The organism is Gemmatimonadaceae bacterium, from assembly GCA_036496605.1.
Classification (GTDB): domain Bacteria; phylum Gemmatimonadota; class Gemmatimonadetes; order Gemmatimonadales; family Gemmatimonadaceae; genus AG2.
Genome location: DASXKV010000054.1, coordinates 156670 through 173650, shown reverse-complemented (window position 1 = coordinate 173650; position 16981 = coordinate 156670). Strand labels below are relative to the sequence as shown.

Below are 16981 nucleotides of genomic sequence, written 5' to 3'. Positions count from 1 at the left end.
GGCCGGTTTCCCCGCCAACTTCTTCGCGACGATGACCCAGGACTCCGGCGGCAAGATCACGCGACGAGAATTCGTCGAGCGTTCGGCGCTCGCTGGCGCAAGTCTTGGCCTGTCGGGAGCTGACTCGACGAGCCGAATCATACAGGGCATCCTGCGCCCGCCGAGCGACACGCTCACCATCGAGAACGACGCGATCGACGCAAGCTGGACCACGGACGGCGGGGCCTTGCGCCCGCGCGACATCGTTGATCGCGATGCGAACGTTCGCCTAACGCTGCCCGAACAGCTCTTCATTCTTGCTTTCGCCGACGGGACGAGACTCGACTCCACCCGCATGCGAATTGTCGGCGCACCCTCAATGGAGACGCTCGTGCCCTCGCCGAAGGCCTCGCGATTCGCCGAGCGCGTCAGTGGACACCGCCTTACGGTCAGCCTCGAAGATCCCGATCGCCGATTGCGAGCGGTCTGGCGCGCCGAGCTGCGAGATGGTGCGCGGTATGTCCGACAGGAAATCACTTTCCGGGCGCTTGGAGCGCCCGTCCCCGTACGTGAAATCACGCTCGTCGATTTCCACGCACACGGCGCGCAAGTCACCGGCACCGTGAAGGGAAGTCCTGTAGCGATCGGCCAATGGTTCGTCGGCTTGGAGCATCCTCTCTCCGAGAGTACGGTCGACGGCGACCGGGTTCGCTGCGTCCTCGCGAGAGAGCTGCCGCTCCGCCCGGAGTCGCCATTCACTGTTTCGTCGGTGATCGGGACGACACGGCCGGGCCAGATGCGCCGTGACTTCCTCGAGTACGTCGAACGCGAGCGTGCGCATCCGTACCGCACCTTCCTGCATTACAACTCCTGGTACGACATCGGCTATTTCTCGCAGTACTCGGAATCCGAGGCGATCGGCGCGATCCAGGCCTTCGGTGACCAACTTGTTAGGCAGCGCGGCGTCGTCCTCGACTCCTTTCTCTTCGATGACGGCTGGGATGACCCGCACACGCTCTGGAGCTTCCACGCCGGCTTCCCCGATGGATTCAAGCGCGTGCGCACAGCGGCCGCGGAGTACGGCGCGGGGCCCGGCATCTGGATGTCACCCTGGGGCGGATACGGCGATCCCAAGAAGAAGCGCCTCGAGTTCGCGCAGCAGCAGGGGTTCGAGACGAACGAGGGTGGTTTCGCCCTCTCCGGGCCGAAGTACTACGAGCGATTCCGCGAGACCTGCTTTCGGATGATACGCGAGTTCGGCGTCAATCAGTTCAAGTTCGATGGCACCGGCAATGCCTCGAGGGCATTTCCGGGGAGTACGTTCGACAGCGACTTCGACGCCGCGATTCATCTCATCGAATCACTGCGCACCGAGAAGCCGGATATCTACATCAACCTGACGACGGGGACCTATCCGTCGCCCTTCTGGCTGCGCTACGCCGATTCGATCTGGCGCGGTGGCGAGGACCACGACTTTGCGGGCGTCGGCACGGATCGTCAGCAGTGGATCACCTACCGCGACGGCGACACCTACGAGCACGTCGTTAGGCGCGGCGCACTCTATCCACTGAATTCGCTGATGCTGCACGGCCTCGTGTACGCGCGCTACGCGAAGAAGCTCGCGGCCGATCCGTATCGTGACTTCGTCGACGAGGTACACTCCTACTTCGGCACAGGGACTCAGCTCCAGGAGATGTACGTCACGCCGACGCTCGCGAACACGCAGTGGGCCTTCCTCGCCGAGGCCGCAAAGTGGTCCCGCGGCAACGCCGCGACGCTCGTCGACACGCACTGGTTAGGCGGCGACCCGAAGCAGCTTCAGGTCTACGGTTGGGCGTCGTGGTCGCCGCGGCGCGGAATTATCACATTGCGAAACCCGAATGGCGTGCAGCAGCGCTTCGGGCTCGACGTCGAGCACGCGTTCGAGCTGCCGCCGGAAGGTGCTCGTCAATATGTCGCGCGCAGCCCGTGGTTCCGCGACAGCGGCCGCGCGCCGGTGCGGTTGCGCGCCGGCACCGAGCACGACGTGCTCCTCGCGCCGTTCGAAGTGTTGACCCTCCAGGCCGAGCCGACGGCATGAAGCCCACCAGGGTCGACTGGCTGATTGTCCTCGTGTCGATCGCCGTGTCGTTCACACCGGCGATCCTGCTTGCCCGTCGCGCTGGGAAGAGCACCGCCGAGTTCTTCACCTCGGGGCGCGCGGCGCCATGGTGGCTCATCGGCGTGTCGATGGTCGCGACGACCTTCAGTACCGACACGCCGAATCTCGTCACGAACTTTGTCCGCGAGGGCGGCGTCGCGAACAACTGGGCATGGTGGGCGTTTCTCCTCACCGGAATGGCGACGGTTTTCTTCTACGCGCGCCTCTGGCGCCGGTCGCGCGTGCTCACCGATCTCGAATTTTACGAAATCCGCTATTCCGGACGGCCAGCAACGTTCGTTCGTGGTTTCCGCGCGCTGTATCTGGGTCTCTTCTTCAATTGCATGATCATGGCGGCAGTGAACCTCGCCGCCGTCAAGATCGCGAACGTGGTCCTCGGCTGGCCAATGATGCAGACGCTCGCCGTTTGCACAGTACTCAACATCGCCTTTGCGGCGACGTCGGGACTGTGGGGCGTGATGGTGACGGATCTGATTCAATTCGGTGTTGCGATGACCGGCTCGTTTGCCGCCGCCTACTTTGCCGTGAAGCAGCCCGAAGTGGGTGGCCTGACCGGACTCTTTCACAAGATTCCGGAACGGACGCTCAACGTCCTTCCCGATTTCGGCGACTGGAAGCTCACCGCGTCGCTGCTCGTCATTCCGCTCACCGTGCAATGGTGGTCGGTCTGGTATCCCGGCGCCGAGCCAGGGGGAGGGAGTTACATCGCCCAGCGCATGCTGGCGGCCAAGAGCGAGCGCGACGCGTTGTCTGGTACGCTCTTCTTCACCGTGATGCACTACGCGTTGCGTCCGTGGCCGTGGATCATCGTCGCACTCTCGTCGATGATCGTTTTCCCAAACCTCTCAGATATCGCGGCCACGTTCCCGTACGTCGATCGTCATCTCATTGGTCACGACATGGCGTATTCGGCAATGCTCAAGTTTCTGCCGACGGGATTCCTCGGTGTGATGATCGCGGGGATGCTGGCCGCATACGTCTCGACGCTGTCGACGCACTTGAATTGGGGCACGTCGTACATCGTCCACGATTTCTATCGACGCTTCGTGCGGCCGAGCGCGGACGAGCGGCACTACGTGTTCGTCGGCCGAATCATTACTGGTTTGCTCATGCTGGCGGCCGCCGGCGTGACGTTCGTGCTCACGTCGGCGCAGCAGAGCTTCAATCTGCTCATGTCGATTGGTGCCGGAACTGGATTGATCTATCTCCTTCGCTGGTTCTGGTGGCGGATCAATGCGTGGAGCGAGATCGCCGCAATGGCGAGCTCGTTCATCGTGTCCATTGCGTTCTTCGTGGCTCAGAAGGCCGGTGCAACGATCGATGCGACCACGGTGCTCCTCGTGACGATTATCGTCACGACCGTGAGCTGGGTTGTGGCGACGTACCTCACCGAGCCGACGGATGCGGTGACCCTTGAGCGCTTCTACGCACTCGTGCGACCACCAGGCCCGGGCTGGCGCGAGGTCCGCGAGCGCGGCGGCCTCGGGCCGTCGCCCGATTCCCTCGCGCAATCGCTGCTTGCGTGGGTGGCCGGCTGCACCTTCGTGTACGCCGCACTCTTTGGGTCAGGGAGCTTGTTGTACGGGCGGTTGGCGCAGGGCGCGATCTGGATCGTCCTCTTCGTCGCAAGCGGCATCTACCTCGTTAGGCTCCTGCCGCGACTCTGGTCGCGCTCGGACGGCACCGCGGAGAAGGCGATGTCCTCGGCACCGACCAAGGCCGTCATCCTCGCCCGCGGCCTGGGCACGCGAATGCGCGTCGCCGACGACCGGGCGCAACTGAGCCGTGAGCAGGCCGCCGTCGCCGACACCGGACTCAAGGCGATGATCGCGATCGATCGGCCTTTTCTGGATTACGTCCTCAGCGCGCTCGCCGATGCGGGATTTACCGAGGCCTGCCTCGTCATCGGCCCGGAGCACGGCGTCGTGCGCGAGTATTACGAGAAGAATCCGCCGAGCCGCGTTCGAGTGAACTTCGCGATCCAGGAGAAGCCGTTAGGCACTGCCGACGCCCTTCTCGCTGCTTCAGGCTTCATTGGTGAGGACGCGTTTGTCGTCCTCAATGCCGACAATTATTATCCACCCGAGGTGTTGCGACTGCTCCGCGCCGAACGCGAGCCGGCGCTGCCTGCCTTCGAGCGCGACGCCCTCATTCGCGACGGCAACATTCCCCCGGAGCGCATAGCGCGTTACGCACTGCTCGACGTCGACGATGACGGCTACTTACGCCGAGTCGTCGAGAAGCCGGATGCGGAAACGGAGCGCGCCTTTGGTCCGGATGCCGCCGTGAGCATGAATGTCTGGCTTCTGACGCCGGCAATTCTCGAAGCGTGCCGGCGGGTCGCGCCGTCAGCACGAAGTGAGGTTGAGCTTCCGAATGCGATACAATGGGCGATCGAGCACCTTGGTATGCGCCTTCGCGCACTTCCGGTGAGAGCAGCGGTGCTCGATCTCTCGCATCGCGGCGATATTCCGGAGGTGACCGCCCGGCTTCGTGGCGTTCCGGTTCGCCTCTAGGCCAGGCAGTTCATAAACGAGACTACCCTGAACTGAAAGGAGAACGTCATGGCCCAGGATGCGACCGTCGCGAACCAGAAACTGATTCTCGCCAACCAGCGAAAAATCCTCGCGAATCAGAAACGTATCGAGGCGAATCAGAAGAAGCTCGATCGCATTGCCAACAATCAAAAGAAACTCGATCAGATTCTCGCGAACCAACGCAAGCTTCTCGCGAAGCTGTGAGCTCAATTGTCAAAGCAATTGCGTTACGACTGGGCGCGATCGGCCTGACCAGCGGTGCGCTCGAGTCGAAAGCAGCACTGTTCGATCGCGCGCTCGATGCCCTCGGGCCGGAAGCACGTGACGCGCGCATCTGGTGGGTGCCCGGTCGCATCGAGTTCCTCGGCAAGCACACCGATTACGCGGGCGGTCCAAGCCTCGTCTGCGCGGTGGAGCGTGGCTTCGCGGTCGCCGCCGCGCCGAGCGATCGGCGACTTCGCTTTCGCGACGCGAATTCCGGCGACAGCGTCGAGCACGAGCTCGATACCGATCTCGTGCCGCCGCGCGGTCACTGGTCGAACTACCCGCTGACGGTAAGTCGTCGCGTTGCGCGGAACTTTCCCGGAACGCGTCGTGGAGTCGATCTCGCGTTTGCGAGCGATTTGCCTTCCGCAGCAGGGTTAAGTAGCTCGAGTGCACTCATGGTGGCGACCTTCCTCGCGCTCTCCGATGCGAACGATCTCGAAGCACGTCTGGAATATCAGGCTGCGATTCGTGGCGTCGAGGAGCTCGCCGGTTACCTGGGCGCCGTCGAGAACGGGTCCGGCTATGGAAGGCTTGCTGGCGATGCCGGCGTCGGGACTCAGGGCGGAAGTCAGGATCATACGGCGATTCTCTGTTCTCGGCCGGGCGCGCTCGTGCAATACAGCTACCTGCCAGTTCGCTGCGACCGCATGGTGCCGTTGCCGAACGACCACGTGTTGGCTGTGGTGTCGAGCGGTGTTGTGGCGGCCAAAGCGGGTGGCGCCCTCGAGCGGTACAACCGCGCTTCGGCGCTCGCCGCCCAGGCGCTCAACGTATGGCGGGAGGCAACCCACAGCCACGCCGCAACACTCAGCGCCGCACTGGAAGAGGCGCCGGGCGGCGTCGCCGATTTCCGCGAGATGTTGGGGAGCCGGCGCGAAGTGCTCGACCGTGTCGAGCAGTTCAATAACGAATCACGTCTCGTTCAGGAGGCAGGTGACGCACTCGCAACGAGCGATCTCGATCGGCTCGGTGCGCTTGTCGACGAGTCGCAGGCAGGGGCGGCGCGATTACTCTCGAACCAGATCCCGGAGACGATCGCCCTGGCGCGCATGGCGCGCGAGACGGGAGCCGTCGCCGCCTCGGCGTTCGGCGCCGGGTTCGGCGGCAGCGTCTACGCTCTGGTGCGTGCGTCGGACGCAGACGATTTTGTCCGCCGGTGGCTCGAGCAGTACACGAGCGCGTTTCCGAGCCGGGCCGCCGACGCGAGCGCCTTCATCACGCATGCAGGGCCCCCTGCGAGTGCGCTTGCATAGCACCACGTTGACGACATTCGAGACATGCCGAGCGTAAAACGCGTCTTTCTCACGGTTGCGCTGTTCGTCCTCACCCGCTCGACCGTGCGGGCGCAAGTCGCACCTAACGACATCCCTCCCGAGCGGTCCGCGGCGCGCGCATGGTTTCGCGATGCCAAATTCGGCATGTTCATCCATTGGGGTGTGTACAGCCTCCTCGGCCAGGGCGAGTGGGTGATGCAGAACCGCGGCATTACCGTCGACCGATACGAGTGGTTGGCGTCGACCTTCAATCCGGTCAAGTTCAACGCGCACGAGTGGGTCTCGATCGCGAAGCGCGCCGGCGCTCGGTACATCACGATCACGAGTCGCCATCACGACGGCTTCGCGATGTTCGCGACGCACGCGACGCGCTACAACATCGTCGACTGGACGCCGTTCGCACGTGATCCGCTCAGGGAGCTGGCGGAGGAATGCCGCCGGCAGGGCATCAAGCTCTTTTTCTACTATTCTCAACTCGACTGGCATCACCCCGATTATTGGCCGCGCGGACGCACGGGTCTTTCAACGGGCCGTCCGGAGAACGGTGACTGGAACCGCTATCTGGATTTCATGGATCGCCAGCTCACCGAGCTGCTCACGAACTACGGTCCGATCGGCGGCATCTGGTTCGACGGCATGTGGGACAAGCCGGACGCCAATTGGCGGCTGGACCGAACCTATGCGTTGATCCATTCGCTCCAGCCGGCGGCGCTCATCGTGCCGAATCATCATCAGCTGCCGTTACCCGGCGAAGATGTGCAGACCTTCGAGCAGGATCTGCCTGGCGCCAATACCGCCGGCTTCAACACGAAGCAAATCGGCGCGCTGCCGCTCGAGACGTCGTTGACGATGAACGGTTCGTGGGGGTTCAACATCACCGACACGAGCTGGAAGTCGCCGCGCGAGCTGATCGGCTATCTCGTGCGTGCTGCGGGGAGAGACGCGAACCTGCTGCTCAACATCGGCCCACGCCCCGATGGGACAATCCAACCCGAAGCCGCCGAGCGCTTGAAGGCGTTAGGCGATTGGCTCTCGCGGTACGGAGCTTCGATCTATGGGACGCGAGGCGGGCCGATTCCGCCACGCGAATGGGGCGTCACGACGCAGCGCGGTGACTCGGTATTCGTCCACGTGCTGAGCTGGCCGGATCGAGTACTCTCGCTCCCGAGCTTCGGTGCCCACGTCGTCCGCGCGTCGATGCTCGCGACCGACGAACCTGTGGATGTTTCGCAAACGCAGAATGCGCTCGTGCTGACACTCCCCGTCGCGACGGGGGATGAGCCTGACCGCGTTTTCGTCCTGCAGACGGATCGTCGCAGGCACTAGACGTTCCTTGTGCTTTAAGCGGAGAGCGTTCCGGCCTAACGAGTATCCTCTCCCGGCGTCCGGACGTATCGAACGGGATTGAATCGCAACCCGAGCGTATAGCGAATCGTCGTCATCCCGAAGTGGCGGTCGGTGATGATCGGACCCTCGAACGCGTGCGTCTGCATCCCACTCTGCATTACCGAGAGCTCCGTGGTCAGCGACAACATTCGCGTGAAGGCGTACTCGAATCCCGCGCCACCGATGCCTCCGATCCCATGGCTATAGCTCGCCACGTACGAGCCCTGGGGAGTCGGGCCGCCATAAACGCCCACGATCGACCCCGCATTTTTGGTGAAGGCGGCGATGTAGCCGGCGCGCAGATCCGCAAAGGGATAGAATCGACCTCCCTCGCGCGGACGGCCAACCCGCGTACCGACTTCGGCCGTTTCCACCAATGCGGGGCCTCCAAGAAAGGACGATGTCATGTCCAGAGTTGCGGACAGGTAGCGCGTTAGGCGGTAGTCCGCTCGAGTGCCGGTGCCGAAGCTCCTCCAGCTCGCGAAGCGGCCGTCGCTAGCATAGCCCGGCGCGCTGAAACTGCTCACCATCGGATAACTCTCTACCGATAGCCGGAGTCGCCTGTACGCGAGGTCCTGCGCAATGGGCGTCGGCTGCGGTGGGAGCGGCGCCGGGCGCGCCGGCCGAGGCGTCGTCACTGGCAGGGGAACGGCGATGCGCTGCGCGCTCAATACCGCGGGCAACACAAGTGAGAACATCGCAATGGCAGCACGCATGGGGGAGCTCCGAGTGGACATTCGGAACATCGTAACCTCGCCAAACGAGTGCCCGGTCGCAAGAACAGGGCCCGCTCGAGGACGATACAGTGCGCCAAAAGAAAACGGCCGGTAGCAAAAGCTACCGGCCATTTATGAGAATCCTCTCATCAGCGTGCGTCGCCACCTTGTCTGATCACCGTGACCGGATTGAAGCGGACGCCGAAAGTGTACCGGATCGCCGTCATGGAGTATGGCCTATTGAGATCCGGACTGGACAGGTCGTGTGGCGTCATCCGGCTCTGCACCACCGACGCGCCCGTGGTGAGCGACCACGAATGCGTCAGCGCATACTCCAGTCCGCCGCCGCCGATCGCGCCGAAGCCATGGCTGTACGGCGCGCCGTAGCTGCCCGTGGCGACCGGATCGGCGTAGCTATTGTCGATCGAGCCCAATCGCCGGTTGTACGACGCGATGTATCCGACGCGGAGATCGATATACGGGTAAATCTTGTGCTCTGCCCATTCGGGATGGGCGCGCGTACCCACCTCGACGGTGTTCACTATATTGGGGCCGCCGATGAACGAAGACGTCATGTCCAGCGTCGCCGAGACATACCGATTGACCATGTAATCGGCGCGACTTCCCATGCCGAGCGTTGTCCATGATGGAAAGCCCGATGCCTGGAAATAGCTGACGATCGGGTAGCTCTCGACCGAAATCCGCCAGCGCTTATAGGCCAACTCGTTGGCGATGGGTCCGGGTTGCGGCGGCAGGGGCTCCGGTCGCGCCGGCCGTCGCCCAATGGGCAGGGGAATGCGCTGAGCGCTCAGCGCCGCGGGCACGACCAGAGCGACGATTGCGACAATTACACGACTACGCATCTCGGCCTCTTTCCTGAGACAATTAAGTCTTATGGACTCGCAAGCCGATGCGCAAGAATCGCCTAATGAATTCGATGCCCTACGCGGCTGGCCGAGGGTGGCGGACAAGGCGTGAGCTCGCCACGCCGAGCAGTGTCGCGAGCCCCAGCAGCGCGGCCGGAACGATCAGGAAGGAGCCGCGCAGTCCGTACGCCGTGCCTAACACACCCGTCAAATACGGCATCAGCATTCCGCCGGTGAGCGCCATGACCATCGCAACGCTGAAAGCGGTACCAGAGAGTGCGACATGCCGATCCGCGATGAGGCCGAGCACCACCGGAAACGTGGCCGAGAAGCCCAGGCCAAGGAGAAAGACCCCGAGCGCGGCGAATGACGGATCGTGCGTCGTGATGACGATCCATGCGGCGATGAAGGCGATCGTGATGCCACCCGCGAGCACTCTCGACGCCGTCACGCGACGGACGACTGCGCTCAGGGCTATTCGGCCAACCATGAGGCCAGACCAGTACAGTGCGAGGTACACCAGCGCGCGCTGATCGCTGATCAGCAGCTCTTCCTTGAAAAAGGTCGCCGTCCAGCCGCCGACGGTGATCTCCATCCCGCTCTCGAGAAAGAGCATGACGCCAAATGTCAGCAGCACCGGATCGCGGAGCAGCGCCTTCGCCGTCGCGATCGGGAATCCCTGCGCCTGCTTTGGCGTCGGAAAGTGCGGGACAGCGGTGATCACGAGCGGAATGACACAGAGCGCGCCGACGGCAGCGATCAATATAGAATATGTGAATCTGCCGAGGAGGATGCCTAACGCGAATGGCACGCCGACGGCGCCGGCGCCGAAGAAGACGTGGAGCTTGCTCAAGCCAGCGGTCCGCCCGTCGACACTGATGTCGGCCACGAGGGCATTGGCGCCGCCGTTGATGATGCCGGCGCCAAAGCCCGTCATCAGCACTGCTGCCCGCAGCCAGTTCATCGATGGCGCGAACGCGATCGCCTCGAGGCCGAGAATAATGAGCGCCGTCGAAACGACGAGCATCTCCTTGTAGCCGTTCCGGTCGACGATCGGTCCAAAGACGATCGAGCCGATGACGATCCCGAACGTGTTGAGCAGAAACAGCGACCCGGCAGCGGTCTTGTCGATGCCGAAGCGCTCGATGATCGACGGCAGCACCGCCCCGAGCGTCGTGAGGACGATGCCGAAGGTGAAGAGACTCACGCAGGAGACGGCGAATAGGGCGCGTCGATTGATCATGCCGCGGATTTCGGGATGTCGGTGCCGGGTACCACGTACCAGGGCCAGGTGCCTTGGAATCTACCTGTGTCCTCGTCAAGCTCGACATCGCGACGTACTTTGGTGTCGACGCAACCTTCGGTGGACGTTTCGTCGATGCAGCATTGAGCGTATGCTAACTCCCATTCCATTCACCTGGCCCCTGGGCCTTGTATTCTGGCTGGTCTTTCTCTGGGCATTCTGGCCGGAGTTTCGCATCCTTCGCGAGGCGCGACGGGCAGAGCGAAACACGGACGCAGCAGCGCGCGACCCATCGTTCGGGCCACTCGTCATGGGTCAGCGCGTCGAGATGTTGGTCGTGATCGTCGTCGCCCTCTACCTGCCGCGCCTCGCCATGCAGCATTACCGCACGACCGTGTTCGTTGTCGGGCTTGTCATTCTCGTCGCCGCGAGCTTGCTCCGCCGACATTGTTTTCGGATGCTCGGCGCGGACTTTCGTGGTGCCGTAACGGTCCGGCCGGACCAACCGGTGGTCGAGCGCGGCGCCTATCGGTTCCTGCGACATCCGTCATACGCCGCGGCGCTGCTGCTGCACCTCGGCTTTGCCCTCTGCCTCACCCATTGGGGCAGCTTGGTGATCGTCCTGCTTGCCGCGCCGCCGTTATTCGTCTATCGGATTCGCGTCGAAGAGCGCGCGCTGGTCGAGCGGCTCGGAGCGCCCTACACGGCGTACATGGCGCGAACTCGACGGCTCGTCCCTGGAATCTGGTAGGCAATGTCGTCTAACGAACTTTGGGCCGGTGGTACCGCGACGACATCTTCGGCGTAGGAAGGTCATGACGTCTTCACAACCTCGCAAAGTCCCGGGAAGCTTCCCCGGGCGAGCGGACGACTCGAGCGCGCTCGTCGAGGTGCCCCATGAACGGCGCATCCTTGCAATGGCGGGTGAGGTGCGGCGCGTCGGACGGTGGGCCGTTCCCCGACTCTTGCGCGTACGCTCATTTCTCGGCGAGGTCAAGATCGATCTTCGCGGAAATACGATCCCCGAGGGATTCACGCTCGATGCCCGCGCATATGGCTCGCGCGTCACGTTGATCGTACCGCCGGGCGTGAACGTCATGTTCGACGTATTCGCCCTAATGGCCAACGCAATCAACCAGGCACACGAGCCGACGGGGATCGAGAGTGCTACTCAGGTCGTTCGCGTCGTCGGAGCCGCGTACCTTGGCGAGATTCGGGTGCTGGTTCGAGACGTAGGCGCTTAGTTGTTTTCGCGGTCTCATCTGCAAGTAGCAGGGAGCTGAGAAACGTCCCATGAGAGTCAAACGCAGTCTGAGTCCGTGGTTGTTTGCGATTGCACCGGCGCTGGCGAACGGGCAGACTCACCAGCTCGTCGATATCGGCGGCTACCGGTTGGACGTGCTCCGCTCTGGTTCCGGAACGCCCGCCGTCGTCTTCGAGGCGGGCCTCGGAGACTCGCTCGACACGTGGTCGCCGATCTGGCCAACGATCGCTAAGAGCGCGACGGTCATCGCGTACTCGCGCGCCGGCTTCGGCCGGTCCGAGACGGGCCCCGCTGATCGCTCGGCGCGACAGGAAGTGACGGAGCTGCACGAGCTCCTCACCCGGCTCCGCCTGCCGACGCCGTTCGTGTTGGTCGGTCGCTCGTATGGCAGCATCCTCGTTAGGCTCTACACGTCGCGGTATCCGAAGGATGTCGCCGGCCTCGTGATCGTCGAAGGCACTCACGAGCAACAGGTGAAGCGTTGGGGCATGATCGACAGCAGCTACCCCGCCGCGTTCCGGCAATTCTTCGATTCGATTCTCAAGACGACGCCGCCCGGCGCGCAGGCGGCCGAGACACGCGAGACCGTTCGCATTCAGGCCGCGGGCGCCGTCGAGGGCCTAACGCCGCTCCCCGACATACCGATCGCCGTGATCACGAGCATGAAAGCAGATCCGAAGGCGCCGTACGTGAATGGGCGGCCCGAAGGCCACGTTGTCTGGCGAGCGCTGCACGACGAGTGGTTTCAGCGTTCGCGGAATGGCCTTCACATCGAGACGACGCACAGCGGCCACGATACGCAGCACGAGGAGCCGCAGCTCGTGATCGACGCGATACACTTCGTGCTCGATCGAGTGCGGGCACCGTAGCCGCTCCTGTCATCTGAGGAGTGCAAGCACCGAATGATCTAGCTTCCCCGTGTCTCCCGCCTGTCCGGTTTTTGGTTTCCTCATTCGTGTCCGGCTTCGCGCCGGCACGGACGCCGATGATTTTTCGCGGCGGCTGTCGGAATTCCTATTCTCGCGCGCCCTCGTCGTCACCGGCAGCTTGTCGGCGCTCGTCGTGGCCGGAGAGGGCATGCAGGCGACAGACGCCGATCGTGACGCCGTCCTCGAATGGTTGGTGCAGCGACCCGACGTTGCTCACGCCGACGTCGGGCCGCTGAGCGACGTCGGCACCGTCGCCTAGGAATGGCGCGAGCTATTCCTTCGCGAGCTGTTCGCGCTTGGCCGCCGAGCGGACTTCCTTCTGCTCCTTCTTCTTCTCCTCGTGCCGATCCTGCGCAGCGCGCTCGCTTTGTGCCGCCGCCACTTGCTTGTCGTACTCCGTCTTGGGCTGAGGCGCCACTTCGGCCGTCCCTTTCGCGAGCTCCGCATTGAGCTCTCCGCCCGCCAACACCACGACCATCGAGTAGTACATCCACGTCAGCAGCAACAACACGCCGCCGATGGTACCGTAGGCTTTGTTGAAAGTTGTGAAATGAACGACGTACAGTCGGAAGAGGCTCGTCGCGATGACCCACAGCGCCGCCGCGATGATCGCGCCCACCGTGATCTGTCGCTTGTGCTGCGGAAAATCCGGCAGGATGTAGTACATCAACCAGAACGCGACGACGAGAAAGGTGAACGCGAGCGGATACTGCACAATCATCCAGCCCCACTTCGTTAGGCCGCTCAGGCGCGTGACTCGCGCAACGGTCTCGACGATGTTCGGGCCCGCCATCATCACCGCCGCCGCGATCGCAAGCAGACCGCCGGCAACGACGACCATGCCGAGCTGAATCAATCGCTGCTTCCACCAGGGACGCCGGTCGTTCTTCACGTGGTATGCGATGTTCAGCGCGCCCATCAACGAACCAAAGATGTTCGATGCCGAGTACGCCGTGAGCAGCGCGCCGATCGAGACGAGACCGGGCGCGCTCGGCGCGAAGACCACATCGTGCGCGACACCCGCGAGCATCGTGTATGCCGCCGGTGGCACCGTCGTCGCCAACTGTTGCAGGATCCAGCCGAAGAGCACCTGCTTGTTGCCCACGAGACTGAGCAGCGGCGCGGCGAAGAGCAGCAGCGGAAAGATCGAGAAGAAGAAGTTGTACGCGACCGCCGCAGCGATCGTGAGGATGTTGTCGGCCCAGATCGCCTTGCCGACCTCCTTCAACAGCCGACCGACGTGAAATCCCTTGATGACCATTGCAGCGGTGCCGGGCAAGCACCAGGCCAAGGCCCTTCGCTCATCCTGAGGAGCGTCAGCGCTTCGCTCAGGATGACAAGCTACGTCTCTACGCGCTCACGTTGCTCGCGGACCGGCTTCCGCTCCTCGAACCTGTCTGTGCGGGCGAGATTGAACGCGGTGCCGACAACCGCGACATGCGAAAACGCCTGCGGGAAGTTTCCGACCAGCCGCTTCGCGCGTGGATCGTACTCCTCGGAGAGGAGACCGACGTCGTTGGACAAGGACAGCAGACGTTCGAACAGCTTGCGCGCGTCAGCGTGACGGCCAAGGAGAACATAGTTGTTGGCGAGCCAGAAGCTGCACGCGAGGAACGCGCCTTCGCCCCCGGGTAGTCCGTCGTCCGTCTTTTCGCTGTCGTACCGAAGGACGAGCCCATCGACGACGAGCCGCTTCTCGATTTGTTCGACGGTGCTCCGCACGCGCGGATCGTCAGCGGGGAGAAAGCCGACGACCGGAATCAGCAACGCACTCGCGTCGAGCAGTTTCGAGCCGTACGCCTGGACGAAGACACCGAGTTGACGGTCGAATCCCTTTTCGCAGACCTCGTCGTGAATTTGCTGACGCAGCCGGCGGCACTGCTGCACAAAATGATCGCTGCGAAACTCCTCGGCGCTCTTGATCGTGCGGTCGACGGCGACCCACGCCATGACTTTCGAATATGTGAAATGCTGGGGACCACCGCGCACCTCCCACAGTCCCTGATCGGGACGTTGCCAGACGGTCGCCAGATGCTTGATGAGTGCACGCTGTAGCCCCCACGATTCGAGACTTCGGCTGAGTCCACCGCGCCGTCCTTGATAGAGGGCGTCCATCACCTCACCGTAGACGTCGAGCTGCAGTTGTCCATAAGCCGCATTCCCGATACGCACCGGTTTAGCGCTCTCGTAACCGGGCAACCATTCGATGACGTTCTCACGGAGGACGCGCTCGCCGCCGAGCCCATACATGATCTGGACCTGCGACGGACTGCCCGCAGCGGCGCGCAACAGCCAGTCCCGCCACGCGGCGGCTTCCTCGAAGTAACCGGCATCCATCAGGGCGAGCAGCGTGAACGTCGCATCGCGAAGCCAGCAGTAACGGTAGTCCCAGTTTCGCTGGCCGCCGAGTTGCTCGGGCAGGGAGGTCGTCGCCGCGGCAACGATGCCCCCCGTCGGCCGATAGGTCAGTGCCTTGAGCGTGATCAGCGAGCGATTGACGGCACTTTGCCACTCACCGCGATAGGTGCCCTTGCTCGACCACGCCTTCCAGTACTCTTCTGTGTCTTTCAGCGCCTTTCGCGGATTGACCGGCTCATGCGGCGGCAGGTGCGACGGCGAATACGTCAACACGAAGGGAACGAAATCGCCCTCGCTCACCGCGAAGTCGGCGACAGTCGTTAGGCCCTCGCCGCGGACGGGCACCTGGGTCTGGAGCACGACCCTGTCTGGCCCGGCAATGGCGCGCAACGAACCGTCGTCGAGGCGCGTGACCCACGGCACGAAAGCGCCGTAGTAGAAGCGCAGAATGAGCTCCATGCGCATCTCGACACGCCCGCGCCGGCCGATGACAATTCGCGCGAGATCCGAGGCATGGCCGCGGAGCGGCATGAAGTCGACGACGGTGACCGCACCCTCCGGCGTCTCGAAGTCGGTCTCGAGGATGAGCGTATGCTCACGATAGCGACGCGTCACTTTGGGCTTCGGATCGCGCGGCGCGATCTGCCACCGGCCATGCTCGGGACCGCCGAGCATCGCGGCGAAGCACGCGCCCGAGTCGAAGCGCGGCCAGCACAGCCAGTCGATCGATCCAGATCGCGATACGAGCGCCGCGGTCTCGCAGTCCCCGATGAGCGCGTAATCCTCGATGCGGCTCGGCATGGCGGACTCTAACGCAGAAATCGCACCGCTCTGGCTGGTGCCGGCGCCGGCGACTACGAGATCCCGGTCAGGCCTTTCGCCGGCCCGCGAACGTCACCAGCGCGCTGATGATTACCTTTGCGTCTTCGCCATCGAGCGCGGGACGCACGATCTTCCACGGATCGTCGATGCTCGGCATGGGCGAAACGGCGGGGGTTCGCCGGAGCTCGCGCTGACGCGCCGACTCGAGACCGCCGGCGCTGATGAAGTCGAGGACGCGCCGCAGCTCGTCGGCGTCGAACCAGGTACCGTGATTCGTGCAGACGTCGACGATGACGCCGGACGCGTGCGCGAAGTTGACGCGATTCATCAAGTTCTTACAGATCGGACACGGTGCGTAGCGCACCGTATCGAGCTTGGCGCGAGGCGTGGGGGGCGTCGCGATGCCGGTAGCCATCATCGGCGCCGGCTTCACGTGCTCGGCCACGATCCGCTGTAGGGTCTCGGCGTCTACCCAGAGTCCATTGCACGTCGCGCACAGGTACATGTCGGCGCCGCCGAATCGTACTGCGCGCATTTCACCGCATTGTCGCGGACAGGAAAGCGGCGCGGCCTCGCGATCGGCGGGCTGGCTGACGTCGCCGCCGCAGCGCGGGCAGTGCTTGCTGCCGACGAAAACCAGCGCGAAGCACTTGGGGCAGCCGATCGTCGCCAGGCGGGCGTGACAGAACGCGCACTCGGTCGAGCTCGCAGGCACCGCCGCGCCGCAGTCCGGGCAATTCAGAGAGCCGGAATCCATGCACGGCAGACGATGAAACCGGAAGGGCGCAACCTGCGGTCGGCGGCGACAGTCGTATGGCGCACCCGTTGCACGACGCGACGAACGAAGGGCCACGCCTAACGACTCCGCCTGGGTGAGTTACGCTCTTCTATCGGTCGCGTGCTTCTAGCCGAGCCGTTTGGGCTCCTCTCGTCGCTCGATCGACGTCGTCGTCTCGACGGATGGAGGCGATTGCGTCTGCGGCTGGCTCACGGACTCGCCGATATCACTCAATCCGCGCTTGAACTCGCGAATTCCCTTACCGATCCCCGCGCCGATCTCCGGGATGCGTTTGCCCCCGAAGATCACCAGGCAGATCAGTAGCAACATCAAAAGCTTTTCTGGGCCCAACTCGAACATGCGAAACCTCGAAATGTCGACCCTGCATAGTTCGCGCGGGA

General features: G+C 63.5%; 16 protein-coding genes. 9 read left to right on the top strand and 7 right to left on the bottom strand.

What is annotated here, in order from left to right:
* The first annotated feature begins 31 nt into the window (after positions 1–31).
* Genes VGH98_22015 through VGH98_21995 form a run of 5 tightly spaced genes read left to right on the top strand, consistent with a single transcriptional unit; the run spans position 32 to position 7544 of the window.
* Positions 32–2059, top strand: coding sequence for an enterotoxin (locus VGH98_22015; protein HEY2378673.1), 2028 nt, complete (start codon positions 32–34; stop codon positions 2057–2059).
* Positions 2056–4656: a sugar phosphate nucleotidyltransferase gene (locus tag VGH98_22010; protein HEY2378672.1), complete on the top strand. Its 2601-nt coding sequence runs from the start codon at positions 2056–2058 to the stop codon at positions 4654–4656. The genes VGH98_22015 and VGH98_22010 overlap by 4 nt, the downstream gene beginning before the upstream one ends.
* A 48-nt stretch (positions 4657–4704) precedes the next feature.
* Positions 4705–4881: a hypothetical protein gene (locus VGH98_22005; GenBank protein ID HEY2378671.1), complete on the top strand. Its 177-nt coding sequence runs from the start codon at positions 4705–4707 to the stop codon at positions 4879–4881.
* Complete coding sequence (locus tag VGH98_22000; protein HEY2378670.1) at positions 4878–6197, top strand: galactokinase family protein; 1320 nt, start codon at positions 4878–4880, stop codon at positions 6195–6197. Before VGH98_22005 ends, VGH98_22000 begins: the two co-directional genes overlap by 4 nt.
* A 24-nt stretch (positions 6198–6221) precedes the next feature.
* Positions 6222–7544, top strand: a complete 1323-nt coding sequence (locus tag VGH98_21995) for an alpha-L-fucosidase (GenBank protein ID HEY2378669.1) — start codon at positions 6222–6224, stop codon at positions 7542–7544.
* Between the two features lie 35 nt (positions 7545–7579).
* Here VGH98_21995 and VGH98_21990 read toward each other — a convergent pair whose 3' ends face one another.
* From VGH98_21990 to VGH98_21980, 3 genes are all read right to left on the bottom strand, one after another.
* Complete coding sequence (locus VGH98_21990) at positions 7580–8320, bottom strand: hypothetical protein (GenBank protein HEY2378668.1); 741 nt, start codon at positions 8318–8320, stop codon at positions 7580–7582.
* A gap of 149 nt (positions 8321–8469) precedes the next feature.
* Positions 8470–9183 (bottom strand): hypothetical protein, encoded by a 714-nt coding sequence (locus VGH98_21985; protein HEY2378667.1) that lies wholly within the window; start codon positions 9181–9183, stop codon positions 8470–8472.
* 79 nt (positions 9184–9262) lie between these two features.
* Positions 9263–10429: an MFS transporter gene (locus tag VGH98_21980; GenBank protein HEY2378666.1), complete on the bottom strand. Its 1167-nt coding sequence runs from the start codon at positions 10427–10429 to the stop codon at positions 9263–9265.
* Positions 10430–10580: 151 nt separating this feature from the next.
* On the opposite strand from VGH98_21980, the gene VGH98_21975 reads away from it, so the two are divergent.
* The 4 genes from VGH98_21975 (at position 10581) to VGH98_21960 (ending at position 12881) form a co-directional block, all read left to right on the top strand.
* Entirely contained in the window at positions 10581–11180 is a 600-nt protein-coding gene (locus tag VGH98_21975) for an isoprenylcysteine carboxylmethyltransferase family protein (GenBank protein HEY2378665.1), read from the top strand.
* Between the two features lie 64 nt (positions 11181–11244).
* Positions 11245–11673, top strand: a complete 429-nt coding sequence (locus VGH98_21970) for a hypothetical protein (protein ID HEY2378664.1) — start codon at positions 11245–11247, stop codon at positions 11671–11673.
* 49 nt (positions 11674–11722) lie between these two features.
* Positions 11723–12562, top strand: a complete 840-nt coding sequence (locus VGH98_21965) for an alpha/beta hydrolase (GenBank protein ID HEY2378663.1) — start codon at positions 11723–11725, stop codon at positions 12560–12562.
* Between the two features lie 49 nt (positions 12563–12611).
* Positions 12612–12881 carry a 50S ribosome-binding protein YggL gene (locus tag VGH98_21960; GenBank protein HEY2378662.1) on the top strand — a complete coding sequence of 90 codons (270 nt, stop codon included), beginning with the start codon at positions 12612–12614 and terminating at the stop codon, positions 12879–12881.
* A gap of 12 nt (positions 12882–12893) precedes the next feature.
* Here the strand turns inward: VGH98_21960 and VGH98_21955 are convergent, their stop codons facing one another.
* The 4 genes from VGH98_21955 to VGH98_21940 form a co-directional block, all read right to left on the bottom strand.
* Complete coding sequence (locus VGH98_21955; protein ID HEY2378661.1) at positions 12894–13913, bottom strand: YihY/virulence factor BrkB family protein; 1020 nt, start codon at positions 13911–13913, stop codon at positions 12894–12896.
* Positions 13914–13963: 50 nt separating this feature from the next.
* Positions 13964–15781: a glycoside hydrolase family 15 protein gene (locus VGH98_21950; protein ID HEY2378660.1), complete on the bottom strand. Its 1818-nt coding sequence runs from the start codon at positions 15779–15781 to the stop codon at positions 13964–13966.
* Positions 15782–15848: 67 nt separating this feature from the next.
* Positions 15849–16559 carry a zf-TFIIB domain-containing protein gene (locus tag VGH98_21945; protein ID HEY2378659.1) on the bottom strand — a complete coding sequence of 237 codons (711 nt, stop codon included), beginning with the start codon at positions 16557–16559 and terminating at the stop codon, positions 15849–15851.
* Positions 16560–16706: 147 nt separating this feature from the next.
* Entirely contained in the window at positions 16707–16940 is a 234-nt protein-coding gene (locus VGH98_21940; protein HEY2378658.1) for a twin-arginine translocase TatA/TatE family subunit, read from the bottom strand.
* Positions 16941–16981: the final 41 nt, after the last annotated feature.

Excerpts from the sequence above, each read along its gene's own strand:
- VGH98_22015 (HEY2378673.1), top strand. The coding sequence starts at position 32 with ATGACCCAGGACTCCGGCGGCAAGATCACGCGACGAGAATTCGTCGAG.
- VGH98_22010 (HEY2378672.1), top strand. The coding sequence starts at position 2,056 with ATGAAGCCCACCAGGGTCGACTGGCTGATTGTCCTCGTGTCGATCGCC.
- VGH98_21990 (HEY2378668.1), bottom strand. The coding sequence starts at position 8,320 with ATGCGTGCTGCCATTGCGATGTTCTCACTTGTGTTGCCCGCGGTATTG.
- VGH98_21975 (HEY2378665.1), top strand. The coding sequence starts at position 10,581 with ATGCTAACTCCCATTCCATTCACCTGGCCCCTGGGCCTTGTATTCTGG.
- VGH98_22005 (HEY2378671.1), top strand. The coding sequence starts at position 4,705 with ATGGCCCAGGATGCGACCGTCGCGAACCAGAAACTGATTCTCGCCAAC.
- VGH98_21985 (HEY2378667.1), bottom strand. The coding sequence starts at position 9,183 with ATGCGTAGTCGTGTAATTGTCGCAATCGTCGCTCTGGTCGTGCCCGCG.
- VGH98_21950 (HEY2378660.1), bottom strand. The coding sequence starts at position 15,781 with ATGCCGAGCCGCATCGAGGATTACGCGCTCATCGGGGACTGCGAGACC.
- VGH98_21945 (HEY2378659.1), bottom strand. The coding sequence starts at position 16,559 with ATGGATTCCGGCTCTCTGAATTGCCCGGACTGCGGCGCGGCGGTGCCT.
- VGH98_21940 (HEY2378658.1), bottom strand. The coding sequence starts at position 16,940 with ATGTTCGAGTTGGGCCCAGAAAAGCTTTTGATGTTGCTACTGATCTGC.
- VGH98_21995 (HEY2378669.1), top strand. The coding sequence starts at position 6,222 with ATGCCGAGCGTAAAACGCGTCTTTCTCACGGTTGCGCTGTTCGTCCTC.
- VGH98_21965 (HEY2378663.1), top strand. The coding sequence starts at position 11,723 with ATGAGAGTCAAACGCAGTCTGAGTCCGTGGTTGTTTGCGATTGCACCG.
- VGH98_21980 (HEY2378666.1), bottom strand. The coding sequence starts at position 10,429 with ATGATCAATCGACGCGCCCTATTCGCCGTCTCCTGCGTGAGTCTCTTC.
- VGH98_21970 (HEY2378664.1), top strand. The coding sequence starts at position 11,245 with ATGACGTCTTCACAACCTCGCAAAGTCCCGGGAAGCTTCCCCGGGCGA.